Origin of the sequence: Haliscomenobacter sp. (genome assembly GCF_965225875.1) — a bacterium.
Lineage (GTDB): Bacteria > Bacteroidota > Bacteroidia > Chitinophagales > Saprospiraceae > Haliscomenobacter.
Genome location: NZ_CBDDBS010000002.1, coordinates 4118778 through 4137541, shown reverse-complemented (window position 1 = coordinate 4137541; position 18764 = coordinate 4118778). Strand labels below are relative to the sequence as shown.

Genomic DNA, 18764 nt, shown 5'->3' with positions numbered 1-18764 from the left:
GCGCTTAGTGTTGATCCAACACAAAGTTATTGGTCTAAGACCGCAGGAGACAAATTTGAAGTGTGGAAAAAGGGTCGAAGCGGGCAAATTCGGGGGGCGAAGTTGGGGGGCGGAGCAGGACTAATCTGTCAAGCAGTTGATTGGAGGTATCAAGTACATCCTAAAAATAATTTTTAAATCATAATCAAAACGACCACATAACATCATTAATAATGAGGCAGCGTCCTTCGGATTACAAGCATTGCAAGAGCTGGTTAGTGCTTTTTTTTATTAGGTTTTGGCCTCAAGGTTGTGTCGAATTTAGAAAATATACTTTCCAATATAGTAATCGCATTTATGGCAATTGCCCCGTCAAGGGGAGGCACTTCCGACAAAAAATCCATACCCGAAAAAAGTGCAAACTTTTGACTTCCTTTTTCAAAGATGAAAAATGCATTAGTGCTTTTGTTATTGGTACTTTTAGGACAAATCAAACCGTAATTGCCCGATTCATAATTCTGAGCAAGCTTTAATAAGTTTAAACCAGCAAAACCGTCGTAAAAAAGGGTATCCACTTTTTTAAATTCATCATTGGTGAAAAATCGAACTGCTACCTTACCAAATGTTCCAATGTTCGCCATGGTCAGATTGGAGGTATTTGAGCCATGGACCCGCTCAATCCAGATAAATGTGGTAGCCTTTGTATCTCTTTGTATCAACGCATGAACCTTGGGGTGATCTGACCAAAATAACGCTAAGTCCATGGTATCTTTTTTAACCAGGTGACAAAAAGTTTCATGCGAATAGGATTGAGCACGAGCTATTGTTGTTGTTAGAAAAATAAAGCCAATCATTAGTGCTCTCATTTTCGGTTCGATTTTATAAAAATGCTACGCTTCGCAATTTTTTCTCCCAGCAAAAACATGAGTCATACTGAATTTTTCAGAAAACATAAAGCGACATTTATTTAGCACAAAGACCCCAAAGGCAGCACAAAGGACACAAAGGTGAGACGTTGACAAGGCTTTGCATCCAAAATAAGATAAAGTCTAGGCGTATTGCTTTGTCAAAATCGCGTCTTTGTGTCCTTTGTGCTTCCTTTGAGTTCTTTGTGCTCATTTTTTCTTTGTGATACTTGTAAATTCGGGATGGCTCATGTTTCCACGAAATCCCTCAGCTACCCTCTCCCTAATTCATCGAAAACACCTTCTCCTTCCGCTCCCCAATTTGCTGCCGCCACATCGCGTAGTACAAACCTTTTTCAGCCAGCAACTCCTCATGAGATCCCGTCTCTACGATATCTCCTTTCTCCAACACATAAATGCGATCAGCATGCAGGATGGTGCTGAGGCGGTGGGCAATGAGTAGGGTAATCTGGCGGCCTTCCGCGCTGATTTCCCGGATGGTATCAGTAATTTCCTCCTCGGTGAGGGAGTCGAGGGCAGAAGTAGCTTCGTCAAACAGCAGGAGTTTAGGGATGCGCAGCAAGGCACGGGCAATCGAGATGCGTTGTTTTTCTCCACCAGAGAGTTTTAGGCCACCTTCACCGATGGTCGTATCCAGGCCATTTTCAGCACGAGCCAGCAGGGTGTTACAAGATGCTTTGGTCAATGCTCGTTGCAAGTCAGCTTCGGTGGCTGTAGGGTTCACAAAAAGCAGGTTTTCCCGGATGGTACCAGAGAAGAGCTGCGTGTCTTGGGTAACGAAACCGATTTGACGGCGCAAGTCATCAAAATGGATGGATTGCTCATCGAGGCCGTTGTAAAGGATGCTGCCGTTTTGAGGGCGGTACAAACCAACGAGCAGTTTCATCAAGGTGGTTTTGCCACTGCCGCTGGGGCCAACAAAGGCGATCGTTTCGCCGGTTTTTACCTGAAAACTGATGTCGTTAAGGGCATTTTGCTGCGCCGATTGGTGGCGGAAACCCACATGGCGGAACTCCAAGGTTTCAATATCACCGAGGGGCTTGGGCTCGGCGGGCTCGGCTTCGGGCTGCTTTTTCATCAAGTTTTCAAAGTTATTGAGTGAAGCCTCGGCCTCCCGGTAACTGAGGATGATGTTGCCAATTTCCTGCAAAGGGCCAAAGATGAAAAAGGAAAAAATCTGCATGGTCACGATTTCGCCAGGTGCCAATTGACCTTTGTACACCAGCCACATCAGCATGAACAGAATGAGTTGCCGCAGGGTGTTGACAAAGGTACCCTGCACGAAGCTGATGCTGCGGATGCGCTTCACCTTGGTGAGTTCCAGCTTGAGGATGTTGAAGGTGTTTTTATTGAGGCGCTCGACTTCCTGTTTGGTCAGACCAAGGCTTTTCATCAACTCGATGTTGCGCAACGATTCGGTGGTGGCACCCGCCAAAGAGGTGGTCTGTTTGACAATGATCTTCTGGATGGCCTTTACTTTTTTGCTCAGCAGGTTGGACACCCAGGTGAGTAAAAAAATGCCGCCAAAGTAGATCACCGGCAAACTCCAGTGCTTGTTGAATGCATACAAAGCCACAAATACAATACCTACAATGACAGGGAACAACACGTTGATGAAGGTGGAAATAAACTTCTCGGTATCGGTGCGCACCTTTTGGAGGATGCCCAATGTTTCGCCGCTGCGCTGCTCTTCAAACTCCTGGTAGGGCAGTTTCATGGCATGCTGCAAGCCATCGGTGAAGATGGTGGCCCCGAATTTCTGGGTGATGAGGTTCAGGAAATAATCCTGAAAGGCCTTGGCAATGCGGCTGACCATGGCCACCGAAATGGAGCCGATCAGCAACCACATGAGGCCATACACCATCACAGTTTTCCCAGCCTGATCGGTGACATTCTCATTGATGAACAGGAAGCGTTGCCAGTCAAATGCTCCAGGAGGCGTAGACGACACCTGATGATTGGAAGCCAAAGTGACCAACTTCCCAAAGATGATGGGGTCAATCAACGAAAACCCGATGTTGATGGCTGCCAGTAACAGTACCAGTATGACAAGCCAACGATAAGGTGCGAAGTAGCGGAAAAGTAGTTTCATATTGTAGGTGGTGCGCCTGAATGGAGGCAAGGCTGCTCGCACTCAGGGAGATGTTCAAGTTGGTGAAAAGAAGATAAACACTTTATGCTTTAGTCTGGTTTCAAGTGGGAGGGTGAAGGGGTTAATTGAGTGCATTAGAAAACTGGAGCAATGCAAAAAATGCCGGATGATGCCGGATTGTAGAGACGCACGGCCGTGCGTCTCTACGGTGTGTTGCTCCGATGCGGAACTGGGTGCCTTGGGGAGATTTTACGCGGTAGCCGACGGAGATGATGACGTCAAGGTTGTAGTGCTGGGTATCATAGTTTTTACCGTCAGTGGCAGTTATCCGGAAATTCCGGACAACTGAATTTTCTTCCAGTTCGCCTTCTTTGAAGATATTGCCGATGTGTTCAGAAATCGTTCGTTTGTCTTTCCCAAAAAGCTGCGCCATTTGTGACTGCGTAAGCCAAACAGTTTCGTCCTCTAGCCGCACATCGATTTTGATGTGGCCGTTTGGGTTTTGATAGATGAGGATTTCGCTGGTGTTCATTTGGTGCACTTTCTTTAGGCCTTTAGCTATGAGGTAGACGCAAACAAAGATAATATGTTTTTAAAAAAGAAATGAATTAATTTTTTGTGTTTACAAATAGCTAATGATCTGTTGCTGTAGCGAAAAGTAATTAAAAGATAAAAAAATGCCAGCCGAACTCCCGCTCAACTGGCACCCTCAATTCATATCCAAACTTCAATAAAACCTATCTCTCCGCCGCCAGTCCCCATTTCTCAGGAGATCTCCACAGTGCGGAGAGCAACAATTCCCGCATAAACAGGAATTCCTTGGGCAGCTTATCATATGCCGTAGCGAACAATTCTTCGTGGTTGATTACCTCTTTTTTCCAGGCTTCGCGGTCGATGGACATGATCTTATCAAAGTCCGCTTCCGTGAAATTTTCTATCCCGGTCCAGTCCAAATCCTGGTAGCGGGGCATCCAGCCAATCGGGCTTTCGACCGCTGCGGCCTGGCCTTTGATGCGGCCAATGATCCACTTCAGCACCCGCAGGTTTTCACCAAAACCGGGCCAAATGAAGTTGCCATCTTCGTCTTTGCGGAACCAGTTGACCCCAAAAATCCGGGGTGCGTTCGGCAAATCGCGGCCATAATCCAGCCAGTGGTTGAAATAGTCGCCGAGGTGGTAACCCAGGAAGGGCAACATGGCGTAAGGGTCGCGGCGCACCTTGCCAATTTCGCCAAAGGCTGCTGCGGTCATTTCAGAGCCCATGGTGGCTGCGAGGTAAACCCCAAAGTTCCAGTTGAACGATTGCACCACCAAAGGCACAGTGGTACTCCGCCGACCGCCAAAAATGAAGGCCCCAATTGGTACGCCATTTGGATTGTTCCATTCAGAATCAATCGCCGGGTTTTGGCCAGCTGGTGCGGTAAAGCGGGCGTTAGGGTGCGCGCAAGGTTTGCCACTTGCAGGGTCCCAGGGCTGTCTGCGCCAGTCGATCAAGTTGGCTGGCGGCGTTTTGCTCATGCCTTCCCACCAGATGTCGCCATCGGGCGTAACCCCCACGTTGGTGAAGATGGTGTTTTTGGCAATGGAAGCCATGGCGTTAGGATTGGTTTTCAGGTTGGTACCTGGGGCCACCCCAAAATACCCGGCTTCGGGGTTGATCGCAAAGAGTCGACCACCTTCACCCCGGTGAATCCAGGCAATGTCGTCGCCAACGGTGGTGATTTTCCAGCCCTCCATCCCCGTTGGTGGGATCATCATGGCAAAGTTGGTTTTGCCACACGCACTGGGGAAAGCTGCTGCGATGTAGGTTTTGTCTCCCTCTGGCGATTCTGCGCCCATGATCAACATGTGCTCAGCCAGCCAGTGCTCCGCACGGCCAAGTGCTGAAGCAATCCGCAGGGCAAAACACTTTTTACCCAAGAGAGCGTTGCCCCCGTAGCCACTACCATAGGACACGATCGAACGTTCTTCGGGATAGTGCACGATGTATTTTACGGTAGGATTACAAGGCCAGGAACTGTCCTCTTGCCCGGGAGCCAGTGGCGCCCCCACGGTATGCAAACATTTTACGTATTCCTCTTCTTTCTCAATGTATGCCAAAGCCGCGCTGCCCATGCGTGTCATGATGCGCATGTTGGCTACTACGTATTCCGAGTCGGTAATCTGGATGCCATACCGAGACAACTCGGAACCCAATGGCCCCATACAGAAGGGAATGATGTACATTGTGCGGCCCTTCATGCATCCTTTGAGCAGCGGGTCGAGCGTCTTTTTCATTTGTTTGGGCTCCACCCAGTTGTTGGTTGGGCCTGCATCCGAGCGGTTGATGCTACAAATGTAGGTGCGGTCTTCTACCCGGGCAACATCGCTGGGATCGCTAAAACAAGCGAAACTGTTGGGCCATTTTTGGGGATTGAGGCGGATGAAAGTACCTTTTTCGACCAGTTTTTCGGTCATAGAATTGTACTCCGCTTCCGATCCGTCGCAGAGCTGCACCTCGTCGGGTTGGCAGAGCTCGATCGTTTTTTCGAGCCAGCGTTTGAGTTCCTTGAAGGAACCGGTGTATGGGTTTTTCATGGTTAATGCTTCTTCCTGTAACATGTCAATGCCTGTTTTGGGTTAGAAAATATGGTATGGATTGACGGTCCAGGAAGGAATTTGGTTAGGGAAAAAATCTTCGTAGAGGCGACCCTCCGTGGTCGCCCACAATAGGGACAACCACGTACGTTGGGGCGTACCCTATGTGGTCGCCCACAGTAGGGGCAACCACGTAGGGTTGTCCCTACTGTTTGGCGTTCAATTTTTCCAGTACCACTTTGGTAATGTCGAGGCTATCATTGACCATCAACACCCCGGTACCTGGACCGTAATTCAGAATAAAATCATACCCTTTTTCCTTGCGGATGGCGGTGAGCAGTTCTTTTACCCGCTTTTCCAGATTTTCCTGCAATTTTTGGCGCTCGTCCAGCAGTTGTTTCGACATGCTTTCTTGCTGGGCAACCAAACTTTGTTGCTTTTGCATGAGGCGCTGTTGCTCCTTCTGGATTTGTGCTGGTGCCCACTGACCGGATTGAGCCTTCTGTTCAGCAGCGATCAACTCTTGTTGGAGGGAACGACCTCGGCTGGCCAGGGTACTTTCCATGCCTTTGCTACGGGTTTCCAGTGCTTTTAAATCAGCCTGAAAAACCGCGTATTTATTCAGCAGGCTGTCGCCATTGACGTATACGATTTTGGGCGTATCCTCTTTTACCGTTATTTCGGCTTTTTCCTTTGAACCTGATGCAGGGTTGCTGAAATGTGCAAAAAACAGGTAGCCAACGGCTACCAACAATATCCAGGTCAGTACTGATGTGATGTTTTTCATTAATGGCTGTTTTGAATTTTGAATAAGCAAAGGCAAAACTGCCATTATTTTTGGAAAAAAACCAAGAAAGTAAAGGTTTTGCGTGAAATCAGAGGCAAGATCGTGCAGCTCAGGGTGGGGAGAGATGACGATTGTCAATTTAAAAAATGAAACTTGTCAATAGTGCCAAAAATGCAATATGCCCTTGAAGGCCAGCTTCAAGGGCATATCACAATCAGATCAAAAATACCTAAGCTAGATGAAAATTTGGTACTGGAGCGTAAGTGTATTTTTCCGATCCCCAGCTGAAATGGTATTTTGTTCAACCGTATAGGTAGGCCTGTTTTGTAAATCCAGCGATAGTTTAGCCTTGTGTCCGCTCAAAAACCAATTGATCCCAGCATTGAAGGTGTTGGTATTCAAGTTGCCCAGGCGATCGTAACTTGCTAATGTAGAAGCCACATAAGGCATCAACTGCCCGTGACCCTTGAGTATCTTGTTGGAGAGCAGGTAGCCAAATTGAGCATAAACGGTCGACCCGGTTCCAAACATTGGAAAGGAATTGCCAAAGGTCGGGCCTTGTCCGGTGATGCTGTTTTGGGCAGTCAAACTGGTCCCATTCGCCGGGTTCATAATGCCGTTGTAGCGCAGGTAATTGGTACCAAAATTGGTGTTGATGTACCCGATATAAGCAGAAATAGCCGTGCCTTTTTCCTTGTTCAAAGGCATATCCAGGTAACTTTCTACGGCAAAATGTTTCATGTCCTGGTAAGTAGTATCATTGGCACTGCTGCGCAGCCACATGGCGTCTTTCTGGAAAATGCCCCCAACTGCAATGTTGAATACTTTCTTTTTACCCAAATAAGTACCCGTCATATAAGGTGTGTTGTGGCCTTCATGGTCGAAAAACTGCCAAATGAGGTAACCTTGGGCTTGTTTGTGGCGACCAAATTGGGAAAAATTGGCCACTGAAGACGACAAGGCAGGCAGAGCTTGTCCATTCGAATTGATGGGAAAGGGATCGCTCAGTACCAGGCGATAGTCCAGTTTACCAACCTGGCCTCGCGCATACAAACTCAATTTGCGGCTGAATTCATCGGTTTGATCCACAGTGGTTTGCAGGCCTACGGGCACATCCAGTGTCATGATGGTACCAATGCTGGGCTGTGAAAAGCGGGAAAGGCCATTGGCAATGGTCAAACCTCCACCCAACTTCAAGGCATTGCCTTGACCCACTTTAAATTCGCACAAGGCATCGTGGAAAAAAGCCGCCAACTTACGGTTAGCGCCGGTATTGAACTGGCTGTTGAAGTTGTTTTGCCCGAACTGGAAATAGATAAAAGCTTTGTCGGTAATTTGGCCAAAGAGCTGGATCCGCGTGCGGCGCAAGCCGATATCGAAAGTTTGGTCCTGAGCCTGCCCCTGTACCAATGTTCCCGGATTGCTTTGGTTGTAGCGCAGCCAAGTCTGGTTCAAAAAGGTAGCCTGAAAAAAGTGGCTACCACTTTCATTGATGTTGATTTTCAGTGCATCCTTTTCAGGGTTGCTTTGTGCAAAAAGCAAGGTACTCAGTAGGCTGAATGCTACCAAGGCAAGGAAGTTTCTCATCGGATGATTGATTAGATTAAAGGGGGGGCGAGTATCCTTACTCGCCCCCTGGCTAGTATGAAAAGACAATTTTACAAATAAAATCAAAAAGAAAGAATGGTATGGAACTGTTTGAAGGACTTCCTTCAGGTAATAGCAAGGTGAAAATTTAAACAAGTTCTAGGTGTGCTGAATCATGTCGTCGTTTTTGCCACGACGTGCAGCCAATGGGTGATCAGACAGCGGTTTGTGCCGTTCAATACCGGTCACTTGAAAATTACCGCCCCCCAACTCGTGCTCACGCTTGTAGTTGTGCAGGTTTTCCAGCACGGTGTGGTCTACATAGCGAGATTTTTCCAAATTGATGCGCACATTGGAGCCAGAAGGCACCTTATCCAAATGTTTTTTGATGTTGAGCAAATTGCTGAAGGTTGCCGCACCGCTCACTTCCAGGAGGTATTCCTCTTCAGAAATGGACATTTTGATGGGCTGACGGAAAACGTATTTCAGCGGCACACCAGAGATCAATTGCATGATCAGTTTAAGCAAGATTCCGGTGCCTACACCAATCAACAAATCCGTGGATATGGTGGCAATAACGGTTACAATAAAAATGAGCAACTGTTCCTTACCGATGTGGTAGACGTGGATGAACTCTTTTGGTGCTGCTAAACGGAAACCTACAAAGATGAGCATCGCAGCCAATGAGGCCACGGGGACCATTTTGATTAGTGGGGTCAATACCACTACAAATACCAGCAGCGACACCCCTTGGAATAAATTGGCCCAACGGGTACGACCGCCGTTGCCAATATTGGCAGAACTACGGGCAACTTCTGAAATCATCGGCAGACCACCCAAAAAGCCAGCTACCATGTTGCCTATCCCTACTGCGGTAAGGTCTTTACTTAGGTTGGCTTTGCGCTGGTAAGGATCGAGCAGGTCGATTGCTTTACCCGTCAACAAAGACTCAAGGCTACCTACCAGAGTAAACATCAGGACGTATTTCAGAAAAATCGGCAACAAATCACTACTCAATCCGGCAAAACTTGCGTTAAAAGCCAATTTAAAGTCGCCAGGACTTACCAATGGTTTGATGTTGGCATAGTTGGGGTCCGATAAATGGAAATACAAACCCATCAACACCCCTACAATCAGAACCAATAGTGCTGGTGGGAATTTTTTCAAAGCTTTCACTTTGATGAACTGCCAACCAAACAGGATCACCAAACTGACGAAGCCGATAATGGCAACGTGGTACTCCATGTGGTACAAACTATGTGGTACCATGGTCAAGAGTTCCAGCGGTTCCTTACCCTTCAATTCAGCAGGCGAAATACCTACCGCCAGGTGAATTTGTTTGGACATGATGATGATGCCAATGGCGGCCAACATCCCGTGAACTGCCGAAAGCGGGAAAAAGTCGGCTAGTTTAGCCACCTTAAAGATGCCAAACAGCACCTGGATGGCTCCCGCTACCACCACTACACCCAGGGCCAGTTTCCAGCCCAGGTCATTGTCCCCTTTACCAAGCTCTTCAACGGCACCAGCAACAATAACGATGAGCCCGGCGGCCGGGCCTTTAATGGTCAATTCAGAACCTGCAAAAAAAGCAACAACTATACCGCCTACTATGGCTGTCATTACACCCATGATGGGAGGGAAGTTACTTGCTCCGGCGATACCTAAACTGAGTGGTAACGCAATCAGGGACACCAAAAATCCCGACAACAGGTCTTTTGACCAGTTTTCTTTGAATCCAGCCCAGCCAGTTTTAGGGCGAATAATGGTTTGTTGTTCCATGGTGAATAATTGTTTGAGTCCTTTTTGAAAAAACAGTCTCCTAGCCGCAACAGGGAGAGATTCCTGTGCAGTGGAATGGTGTTCCGGTCTGTTCTTAATTGGGCGGGTCAGCAAAAGGTCAACTCCAGATGCTGGGTTTCATTATGTTGAGGAACAGGTTATGACCTGCTCCGGCTCAAGGCCAAAATGCCATTGATGAAGGTTAAGGGATGTGGGGGATTCCCTGGTACGTAAAGATCGATCGATACCTTGTTCAAAAAGCTGCGATTCAATGCACCACTTCCCGCAAAGATGCCACCACTGATGGCGTCGGAGCCAACCAGTACGACAATTTTGGGATCGGGTACTGCTTCGTAGCATATCTCGGTAGCTTCAGCCATGTTTTGCGAAATTGGCCCCGTGATAACGATGCCATCAGCATGGCGTGGCGAAGCCACAAATTCGATGCCATAACGGCCCATGTCAAAGTTGACGTTGCCACAGGCGTTCAGTTCTGCTTCGTGGCTGTTCTCTCCTGCGGCAGAAATCTGGCGCAACTTGAGGGAACGGCCGAACATAGCGGTAATCTCTTTTCTGATTTTGTCAGGATCCAGTTCTATTCCACGGGTATCTCCTTCTGCTACAATGAGTCGCTGACGGACATTGCTGGCCAGGCGATGATCATTGGTAAAACGAATCGCTTGTGGATAAGCCAGCGCACATTCGCCGCAGAAGTAACATTTACCCAAATCAATCGAAAGGGGATTCATCCCTATCGCTTCCACGGGGCACAAATCAGCCAGGGCTTGCTGCGTGTCCTGGCTCATGCCCACTTGTATCTCCGGGCGGCCTCTAAAAGGCGCCGGTACTTCGGCCTTTAGTGGATCCGGGATGTATTGCCAGCCATGTTGGCGCAGGATGTTGATTTCTTCGATGATCATGTTTTCCTGTTTTACAAATCAAATCCACAGTAGGATAAATTATAACTCTTGTTGTTGATGGGGAAATCGGAAATTTCCAGATTCCGCAAGCTCAGTGCCAGGGCCAACCAATTGTGGAAGGAAGGATCTTTGACCTTGTAATGTTGCAAATCCCCATGCTCATCAGTAATTGCGCAGTGGCAAATCTCACCTCTCCAGCCTTCCACCAGGGCCAAGCTGAAAGTATTGGGTTTCATGCTGGCTTCACTTTGCTTCAATGGCGCACCAGACTCCTGATCTACGTATTGCCGCATGTCCAACAAGTGGCGAATCATCGTGATGGATTGTTTGATTTCCAGCCTGCGCATGATGAAACGGGCCAATACATCCCCGCCGTTTTGCATTTCGGGGAGTATTTTGAGGATTTCGTAAGCCATTACCGGGTGGGTATAACGAGTATCTCGAATGAGCCCTGCTGCTTTTGCCGCCTGGCCTACCGCGCCGATCAGGGTCATTTGTTTTTTGGTCACTTTGCCAATGCCGTCAAAACGGTTCAGTACAGAAGGCAAATGGAAAGTTTTTTCGGCCATCGCATCAAAACGGGTCTCAAAATCGTCCATGATGGCTACCAATTTTGCCACCAATTCATCCGTCAGTGGATAATGGGCTCCCCCAGGACGGATCAGGCTTTTGCCAAAACGGTTGCCACACCAGGATTGGAAGAAGTTGATGACTGGTGTACGCAGTGCGCCAAACACTGAATTGGCCAATTGATAAGCAATCCCGATATTGAGGTTCGACAAATCAAAAATGCACATTGCAATACGTTCCCATTCCAGGGCAATGGTTCGCTCGATATCGAGCATCGTATTTTGAGTATGAGCGCCAGTCAAACTTTCACTTACCAAGGCATAGGCAGTAGCGTGTCCTACTGCCGTATCCCCGGCGATGTTTTCCGAAAGAATAGCACGCTGTAACATTGTTTTTTTATCCAAGTACAATTGTTCTATGCCACGGTGCTGCCAGCCCAACTGAATTTCGAGGTGCAAAACCGTCTCACCATTGCACAAAAACCGGAAGTGTCCCGGTTCGATAACACCAGCGTGAATGGGCCCAACCCCCACTTCATGCAATTGATCACTCTCAATTTTATAAAAGGGGTAGTCATTGACTTGCATCTCCTGGTTGAAGCGGTTAAACGCAAAGCGCACCGGTTTGGGCCAGGGATGGTTGTTAAAAACTACTCCGTAATTTTCGGCAATTTCTCTTTCGTAAATGTGCATGGGCATCGCCGTAGCACTCAGTGCGTCCAATTCGATGTTTTGGCCTTTTTGCTCATGCGAAAGCAAATAAATCTGCGCATTGGAATCATCGGCAATCGCGGCAATGAATTTTAATCCACCTGCAAATGGATAGGCGAAGTAGGCTACACAATGACATTTTTCAAAATGCAACCAGGTTAAAACCTGCGCTTTAAAGTCGGAATAAGCCAACACCGGGATCTCCGCTATCGAAACGGCTTCCGTGTTGTGTATGCTGATGCTTTTTTTGTCAGTTGTCAGTACCATGGATCCGATGTTTAGCGTACGCAAGCTTGATTCAAAAGGTCAACCAAAAAAACCGGAGGATTGAATCCGATATAAATCATCAATCCCAGTACGGTGATTTGGGCAATAATTTCCAGCGCGTCTACTTTGACCACTGCCACATCTGTTTTGATTTTGGCTTTGATCCCGTAGAGCATGTTCATCACCTGTCGCCCCAGGGTTAAGAGTACAATGGTCATTAAGAAGAGGACTAAAACCAGTACCCACCACTGTTTTTGCGCAGCGAGTTGCGAAAAAATCATCAACTCGGTACTGAACAACCCAGAAGGCGGCAGCGCCATAACACCAATATAACCTAGCAAAACCACCAGCGACCCAATGGGGTTGCTATGAAAATAGGCGGCATTTTTTTCAGGAAAGTGGTGATCGTAAATCCGGTTGACTTGCCCCATCTGTAGGAAAAGGCCAGCTTTGGCAAAAGAGTGCAAAACAAGGTGGAAAACGGCAGCATAAAACCCGACTTGCCCCAATGAAAGGCCTACCAAGGCCAAACCTACGTGCTCCAGACCCGAGTAACCGAGCATCCGGTTGAGGTTTTGGGTACGTTGGGTTTGGGTCGCTGCCAGTGCAATTGAAATCAATCCAACCAACAACAACACATGACTGGCCCATTCAGCAATGGAGGTTTGCATCACTGCCTGATACAAGCGAAATACAGCGACGAAGCCTGCATTTTTGAGGGCAGTCGACATGAGTACATTGACCGGATGTGGTGCTACCATGGTGGCATCAATACCGACCGTATGAAAAGGAAAAACACCCATCTTGGTGCTCAACCCGGTTACCATCAAGGCAAAAGCTACTTTTAACCAAAGAGGGTCCAGGTTCTTTGCATTTTCCAGTACTGCACTGATGTGCAAACTTGCCCCCGATTCGCGGTGCATGGCTACATTTAAAAACAAAAGGCTAATCAGCACCAATGAAATCCCCACCGAACTCAGGAAAATGTATTTCCAGGTAGCCTCCAGAGCCAATTTGGTCCGGTAGAAATAGATCAGTGCAGCCAGCGCTATGGTTGAAACTTCAATCAACACCCACAGAATGCCATAGTTATCGGCAAAATAAACGGCAGTCAATACGGCAATGAGTATAATCAGGGCGGCAGTATAAAGACTGGCCTTTCGTTTGTCTGCCCATTCCCCCGTTTGGTGCTCCAGCATACGGTAGCTGTTGTAAAAAACGGGCAAACTAATGATACTCAGCACCGAAGTAAAAATAAAACCCAATGCATCGAAGCTAAAATAGATAGAATCGGTCTGACTCAGATGCCCCCATGCATAATAATTGAGCCCCAACTGAGTGCTCAAAAAAGCCAAAACAGCCAGTACGCTTGCCCAGCGTTGCTTTACCCCAAAAGCCAGTGCACTACAGCACAAAGCGATGAATAAATACAGTGCAATCATAAAATGGCCGTTTTTGACTTGTGGTTAAATATGCTTGTCGTTAAAAATAAACACGCTTACTCTTTTTTAAAAAGGTGGGGGAATCGAGTTCCCCCAACCCATAGTTCGGGCGCTTCTCTCCAACGCCCGAAAAACCCCAATTAAGCTCTTGATTGAGTCGACAGAATGCAATTCCCTCCACTCAATCAGTCGTATAGCGCATCAATCCTTTAATTCAGAAAGATGGCTCAAGGCTGTAGCACCAAAACTGGTACTCAAACGATTGATAATCAACCCCAACACCAACACGGCCAGTACAATATCCAGCAAAATGGCACCATTGACGATGAACGGCATCTCGCCGCCCACGGCTAGGGTAAGCAGGAAAATTCCATTTTCCAGCACCAGGTAACCCATCAAGTGAGTCAATACCTTGTCGTGTTTTACAATCAGCATGATACCGGTAAGAATGGCGGCTATACCTACCGAGAAGTACTTGGCCTGAATGGCATCCGAAGATTCATGCAACAAGTGCCCGGCGGTAAAGCTAAACGCGATAATGACCGCCATCCATAACCCTTTACTGAAACCCGATACTGCCTGGGTGCTGACCCGTGATATTTCGTTTTTCTTTTTTACCCGCAGCAAAAAAAGTGGCAATACCACTGCTTTAACTACCAGGGTTTCCAGTAGGATGATAACCAAATTGAGCACATCAATATGGTGCAACTGCACAATGGCCATCCCAAACAACAATACACCCTGCAAAATCAACATGTCGATGTGCCGCCGTACCCGATCGGCAATCCCCATGTAAACCAAAGTGAGTCCAAAAGCCAGTAGCAAAAGCATAGGTTTTTTGTTTTGGGTGATTGGTAATTAGATTCGGTTGGCGATGATCATTACCGTAAAAAAGAACAGCAAGGAAACCGCCGACAGCGTAAGGATGAATTGGGGGTTACGCGCCATTTTGTTGCGTGCCCGAAAGGACTCCAACAAGCCCACCATCACCCCAAACAGTACAGCAATCACAAGGGCAAAACCCAAGCGCAAACCCAACGGCAACCATATTGGCACCATCAAATTGGCCAGTAGCCCGGCATAAATCCCAAACTTGAGGCTATTGGTGATCATGATGATCCCGAAATCAAAACCACTATTGTCGAGTACCATCACTTCGTGCACCATCGTCAATTCAAGGTGTGTCCTTGGGTCGTCCACGGGTAGGCGACTATTCTCCACCATGGCTACTTGTCCCAGGATGTAAGCACCCAGAAAGCCTAATAAAATAGCGTATTGAGTCGTATCCTGAAATTGGCTAAAAATGTCGACAAAAGAATTGTGCCCACTCAGCAAGGCCATCGATCCCATGACAATGAAAAATGCCGGTTCAGCCAACATGGAATAAAGCGCTTCACGATTGGCCCCCATGCCTTCAAAACCACTGCCTGTATCCATGGCATTCAGGATCAACAAAAACTTGCCTAAACCCAGTAGGTAGGCAAAAAAGACAAAGTCGCCCTGAAAATGCATAAGGCCAGGAACATCTCCCAGTGGAATAAAAGCCAAAGCCAATAAAGCCGCCGCAAAATTCACCAGTGGAGCATATTGGTACAAATAACTGGTAGTTGTACTGTATACGCTGCCTTTGCGCAAAAGGCGTAAAATATCGTAGATCGGCTGCCACAATCCTGGCCCTTTGCGCCCACTGAGCTTGGCCTTGGTGATGGCAATCACCCCTGGTATCAACAGGGCACAGCAGGTATAAAGCAAGTAGAGTAGAATTGACATTTTTCTTTCTTTTGGGTCATCAAAGGTTTACAGCAGCTTCAAGTAAGACATCGCGCCTACCACAATCAGAAAAAGCAATCCGTACCAGAGGTAGTGTTGCAATTTGCCAGATTGAAATACGGCAGATTTTTGCAGGTAGTACAAGAGGGCATTGCCCGGTTTTTCCACCAAATTGGCCTCCATTGGATCGTGCTGATGCCGCTCAAAATGGTGGGTTTGGGGGAAAATTTCCGTTTCAGCAAAAGGGGAATAGTGCGTTTCTACACCCAAAATAGGCTCCGCCAATTGGACGAAATTATCAGCATAGGATGTAGCGGTATATTGGTGTAGCGCTGGATCAGCTCCGGTATAACCACAACCCCAGGTTGGGCCATAAGCCACTTCTACCCGCCGCTGTTGGATACTCCGCAACAAAACCAGAATGACCAACAACAGGATGAAAATCCCCGAAGCAATACCTACGTAGCGCAGCGTATCCAAATAAGCATGTGGCAAACTGGCATCAGGAAGATAAAGGTGGGCAACCTGCTCGATGTAGTGTACAAAGAAACCAGGTACCAAACCAATCGCCAAGATGACCAAACCAATCAGCCCTTGTGGCAACAACATGCTGAGGCTTACCTCCTGGGCACCTGTTGTCGAAGCGCTGCGGCTCGAACCCAGAAATACAATGCTGAATACTTTGGTGAAGCAAAAAATGGCCAACCCACCGATCAAGGCCAAACTCAGAATACAAGCCAGGAGGATCAAGGCCTCATTCATATCACCTGCACCAATGTGGTTAAAAGACCCGTAATAGATCAAAAACTCGGAGATGAAGCCATTAAAAGGAGGCAAACCACAAATGGCCAGGGCTCCCAACAAGAATAAAAATGCGGTATAGGGCATTTTTTTGATCAAACCACCCAATTTTTCCACGTAGCGGGTATGGGTTTGTTGATACACCGAACCTGCGGAATAAAACAGCAGTGACTTGAACAAGGAATGGTTCAGGATATGTAAAATGCCTCCGGCAAAAGCCAAAGTTGCCAATACCGGATGCCCCAGGGCATACCCCATCATGCCCAGCCCAATGCCAATGCCGATGATGCCTATGTTTTCAATACTATGGTAAGCGAGTAGTTTTTTTACATCGTGTTGCATGATGGCGTAAATCACACCCATCACTCCAGAGATGATCGAAACAATCAGAATGGTTGCCCCCATAGTCATCCAATGCTCCTTGGGCAGATAGATCACGCAGCGCAAAATGCCGTAAATCCCCATTTTGATGATGACGCCCGACATTACCCCCGAAACATGCGAAGGTGCAGCGGGGTGAGCGTGTGGCAACCAAGTGTGCAAAGGCATAAACCCGGCCTTAAAAGCAAACCCAATCAAAAGCAGCAAAAAAGCTTGCACCGGCATTTGTGTCTTTGCCAATCCGCTAAAACTAAAACTGCCACCGCCCTGGTATTGGATCAAAAACAAACCAATCAGGATAAAGACAAAACCTACGTGCATTTGTACCAGGTAATTCAAGGCAGCATGTACTGATTCGGGTTTTTCCCATTCAAAAGCCACCAGGATAAAGGCAGTTAAAGTCATGAGTTCCCAGGCGAATAAAAATGGCGTTCCTTGTGGCACCATGACTACAACAATCATGGCCAGATGCAACCAGAGATAAGTAAAGCGGTGAAAAGACAACTCAATGACGCTCTTGCTTGATTCGTAAGGCTTGAGGTAGCCCCCAGAATACCAGGCCCCCGTCAACATCGTGAGGTTGATGACCATCACAAAAAAGGCACTCAATGCATCCAATTCCAATCTTATAGGTTCACCTAGTAAATAAATACCCGTATTGATCGCCCAGGTTTGCCCCTGAAATACGGCTATGGCCACGCTGGAACTTGCTACGATCACCGCCAGATGCAGCAACATAGCAGCCCAGTAACGCAGTTGCCCCTGCAGCAAAAACAGCAGTGGCGACAGCAACATGGAACCTAGTAAAATGGATTGATTTGTCATGCCTGGTTTTTTACTCAATCAGCAAGGCAAATTTCTTGAATGCGGCTGGCATTTCAGCGGCGAGTTTGCCCGCTTGAGGGGAGGTCCTGCCCGTTTTGCAGCGAGTGAACCGAAGCAGAAGATCTGCATCAGCTATTTTTGATTACTTTTGGGAAAAAAACGAGAATTGGTTTTTCAACGCTACTTTCGAAGAATTGCCATTTGGGCTACCCTGGCCATTACCTTTTTCTTCATGTTGAACCGAGCGGTTGATGGAGAATACAAGGACGTGTTGCAAGCATCCATCGACTTTTTGGTGCTTTGCACGTATTCGATTTTGATCTGGCAATTCAACTTTGCCTTGGATCGACGTGAAGAGCAATTCCGCAACTCTTTCAAATCTGAGGCGCTCAGGTTATTTGTGCAAAGTGCCATTAGCCTTTTTGTAGGCGTCTCTTTGGTTTTAGTCGTCGAAATTATTGTTCATGAAACGATCAAGGAAGAAAAGGCACCATTGGTTTTTTTCATTTTCCGGGGCATCCTCATCAACATCATTTTACAAATTCTTTTTTATGCGGTGCGCTCGGTATACCAGACCCAGCAAGTGCAGGTAAAAAATGCGCAACTATTGGAAATGAGTGCAAAGGCGCAGATGGATCTGTTGCGCCAACAAGTCAATCCGCATTTTTTATTCAACGCACTAAATACCTTAAAAACACTGGTAAAAGGCAATAACCCCAATGCTCAGGACTTCATCGTGCAATTGGCGGATGTGTACCGCTATTTGTTGCAAAACAACCAAAAGGAAAAAGTATCCTTGCGTGAAGACCTATCGATTGCCCGATCCTACGCCAGTTTAATTCACGCCCGCTTTGAAGACAATTTTAAATTGCAAGTATCCCTTTCTCCAGAAGTATACGAGAGTTACACCCCTCCCAATACCTTCCAATTGCTCATTGAAAATGCAATAAAGCACAACATGATTGGGGTAGGGAAAGCACTTCTGGTCGAAATTTATGATGAGGATGGCCACATCATCGTCCGCAATAACCTTCAACCCAAACGCACTGTTGAACACAATACGGGCCTTGGTCTGGAGAACATTCGACAGCGCTACAAACTACTCTGTGGCCGCGACATCAGAGTCGATAAAGGGGAAAAGCACTTCGAAGTGGCATTGCCAATTGTTTGATCAGAATGAATACTTTAAGTAGTTCTATTTTTAAAATGCTGATTTTTTTGAAGTTTTTTGCCCAAATAAACACTTTGATTTTTACCTTGGTGCTTAGGTTTGTGGATGAAACCATTTTTGTTTACCAAACCTTGGCAGCATCTTATCAACTTTAAACGTTGTTCTCAAACACCAGGAC

At 47.2% G+C, this 18764-nt stretch carries 13 protein-coding genes and 1 pseudogene; 1 reads left to right on the top strand and 13 read right to left on the bottom strand.

The window, feature by feature from the left end; translation table 11 throughout:
• Nucleotides 1-254: 254 nt before the first annotated feature.
• The 13 genes and pseudogenes from ACO08K_RS18865 to ACO08K_RS18805 form a co-directional block, all read right to left on the bottom strand.
• Nucleotides 255-845, bottom strand: coding sequence for a hypothetical protein (locus ACO08K_RS18865; protein WP_421797966.1), 591 nt, complete (start codon nt 843-845; stop codon nt 255-257).
• A gap of 322 nt (nt 846-1167) precedes the next feature.
• Nucleotides 1168-2997: an ABC transporter ATP-binding protein gene (locus tag ACO08K_RS18860; protein WP_421797965.1), complete on the bottom strand. Its 1830-nt coding sequence runs from the start codon at nt 2995-2997 to the stop codon at nt 1168-1170.
• A gap of 205 nt (nt 2998-3202) precedes the next feature.
• A pseudogene (locus tag ACO08K_RS18855) lies at nt 3203-3529 on the bottom strand (virulence RhuM family protein); the annotation flags it as partial.
• 205 nt (nt 3530-3734) lie between these two features.
• A complete protein-coding gene (locus tag ACO08K_RS18850; protein ID WP_421798322.1) occupies nt 3735-5573 on the bottom strand; it encodes a phosphoenolpyruvate carboxykinase (GTP) in 1839 nt (612 codons plus the stop codon).
• Nucleotides 5574-5778: 205 nt separating this feature from the next.
• On the bottom strand, nt 5779-6360 hold the full coding sequence (locus ACO08K_RS18845) for an OmpH family outer membrane protein (RefSeq protein ID WP_421797964.1): 582 nt from the start codon (nt 6358-6360) through the stop codon (nt 5779-5781).
• Between the two features lie 234 nt (nt 6361-6594).
• On the bottom strand, nt 6595-7947 hold the full coding sequence (locus ACO08K_RS18840) for a hypothetical protein (RefSeq protein ID WP_421797963.1): 1353 nt from the start codon (nt 7945-7947) through the stop codon (nt 6595-6597).
• A 159-nt stretch (nt 7948-8106) separates the two neighbouring features.
• Nucleotides 8107-9729 carry a SulP family inorganic anion transporter gene (locus ACO08K_RS18835; protein ID WP_421797962.1) on the bottom strand — a complete coding sequence of 541 codons (1623 nt, stop codon included), beginning with the start codon at nt 9727-9729 and terminating at the stop codon, nt 8107-8109.
• 158 nt (nt 9730-9887) lie between these two features.
• Nucleotides 9888-10649 (bottom strand): NADH:ubiquinone oxidoreductase, encoded by a 762-nt coding sequence (locus tag ACO08K_RS18830; protein ID WP_421797961.1) that lies wholly within the window; start codon nt 10647-10649, stop codon nt 9888-9890.
• Nucleotides 10650-10660: 11 nt separating this feature from the next.
• Nucleotides 10661-12196: an NADH dehydrogenase subunit gene (locus ACO08K_RS18825; RefSeq protein WP_421797960.1), complete on the bottom strand. Its 1536-nt coding sequence runs from the start codon at nt 12194-12196 to the stop codon at nt 10661-10663.
• An 11-nt stretch (nt 12197-12207) separates the two neighbouring features.
• The gene (locus ACO08K_RS18820; RefSeq protein ID WP_421797959.1) at nt 12208-13638 is read right to left on the bottom strand and encodes a proton-conducting transporter membrane subunit; all 1431 of its coding nucleotides are present in this window, start codon (nt 13636-13638) and stop codon (nt 12208-12210) included.
• Between the two features lie 201 nt (nt 13639-13839).
• Nucleotides 13840-14469: a hypothetical protein gene (locus ACO08K_RS18815; RefSeq protein ID WP_421797958.1), complete on the bottom strand. Its 630-nt coding sequence runs from the start codon at nt 14467-14469 to the stop codon at nt 13840-13842.
• A gap of 27 nt (nt 14470-14496) precedes the next feature.
• Nucleotides 14497-15408, bottom strand: a complete 912-nt coding sequence (locus ACO08K_RS18810) for a respiratory chain complex I subunit 1 family protein (protein ID WP_421797957.1) — start codon at nt 15406-15408, stop codon at nt 14497-14499.
• A gap of 27 nt (nt 15409-15435) precedes the next feature.
• Nucleotides 15436-17415 (bottom strand): proton-conducting transporter membrane subunit, encoded by a 1980-nt coding sequence (locus ACO08K_RS18805; RefSeq protein ID WP_421797956.1) that lies wholly within the window; start codon nt 17413-17415, stop codon nt 15436-15438.
• 166 nt (nt 17416-17581) lie between these two features.
• Between ACO08K_RS18805 and ACO08K_RS18800 the strand changes: the two genes are divergently transcribed.
• Entirely contained in the window at nt 17582-18586 is a 1005-nt protein-coding gene (locus ACO08K_RS18800) for a sensor histidine kinase (RefSeq protein WP_421797955.1), read from the top strand.
• The last annotated feature ends 178 nt before the right edge of the window (nt 18587-18764 follow it).

Coding starts and splice junctions, on each gene's coding strand:
- ACO08K_RS18810 (WP_421797957.1), bottom strand. CDS start 15,408: ATGTCAATTCTACTCTACTTGCTTTATACCTGCTGTGCCCTGTTGATA.
- ACO08K_RS18805 (WP_421797956.1), bottom strand. CDS start 17,415: ATGACAAATCAATCCATTTTACTAGGTTCCATGTTGCTGTCGCCACTG.
- ACO08K_RS18830 (WP_421797961.1), bottom strand. CDS start 10,649: ATGATCATCGAAGAAATCAACATCCTGCGCCAACATGGCTGGCAATAC.
- ACO08K_RS18850 (WP_421798322.1), bottom strand. CDS start 5,573: ATGAAAAACCCATACACCGGTTCCTTCAAGGAACTCAAACGCTGGCTC.
- ACO08K_RS18840 (WP_421797963.1), bottom strand. CDS start 7,947: ATGAGAAACTTCCTTGCCTTGGTAGCATTCAGCCTACTGAGTACCTTG.
- ACO08K_RS18865 (WP_421797966.1), bottom strand. CDS start 845: ATGAGAGCACTAATGATTGGCTTTATTTTTCTAACAACAACAATAGCT.
- ACO08K_RS18835 (WP_421797962.1), bottom strand. CDS start 9,729: ATGGAACAACAAACCATTATTCGCCCTAAAACTGGCTGGGCTGGATTC.
- ACO08K_RS18825 (WP_421797960.1), bottom strand. CDS start 12,196: ATGGTACTGACAACTGACAAAAAAAGCATCAGCATACACAACACGGAA.
- ACO08K_RS18845 (WP_421797964.1), bottom strand. CDS start 6,360: ATGAAAAACATCACATCAGTACTGACCTGGATATTGTTGGTAGCCGTT.
- ACO08K_RS18820 (WP_421797959.1), bottom strand. CDS start 13,638: ATGATTGCACTGTATTTATTCATCGCTTTGTGCTGTAGTGCACTGGCT.
- ACO08K_RS18815 (WP_421797958.1), bottom strand. CDS start 14,469: ATGCTTTTGCTACTGGCTTTTGGACTCACTTTGGTTTACATGGGGATT.
- ACO08K_RS18860 (WP_421797965.1), bottom strand. CDS start 2,997: ATGAAACTACTTTTCCGCTACTTCGCACCTTATCGTTGGCTTGTCATA.